This window comes from Bacillus pretiosus (assembly GCF_051294775.1).
In the GTDB taxonomy this organism is placed as follows: Bacteria; Bacillota; Bacilli; order Bacillales; family Bacillaceae_G; genus Bacillus_A; species Bacillus_A wiedmannii.
Window position 1 is genome coordinate 1 of record NZ_JBPPHF010000522.1, and the last position, 285, is coordinate 285.

Sequence of the window (285 nt, forward strand, 5' to 3'; positions counted from 1 at the left end):
GTACCTGTTTTACCAGCAGCTTAATTTGGTGCACCTGTAAAGTATTTCGTAGCTGTACCACCAGAATCGTTAAATACTTGTCTAAATACTTCTTGAACACGTTTAATTTGTGATTCAGGCATATCAATACGATTTAGTACTTTCGGTTCCATTGAATGAACCACTTTTCCAACTTCGTCAGGTTTCACTGCCGGTTGACGAATTTCTTTCACAACTTGCGGCTGCATACGGTAACCACCATTTGCAATTGTTGAAACATATTGCGCTAATTGAAGTGGTGTATAC

The 285-nt window shown here is 38.9% G+C and carries 1 pseudogene; it reads right to left on the reverse strand.

Going from position 1 to position 285, the window contains the following annotated elements:
• Positions 1-23: 23 nt before the first annotated feature.
• Positions 24-285 (reverse strand): annotated as a pseudogene (locus ACSG5Z_RS32000) (penicillin-binding transpeptidase domain-containing protein); the annotation flags it as partial.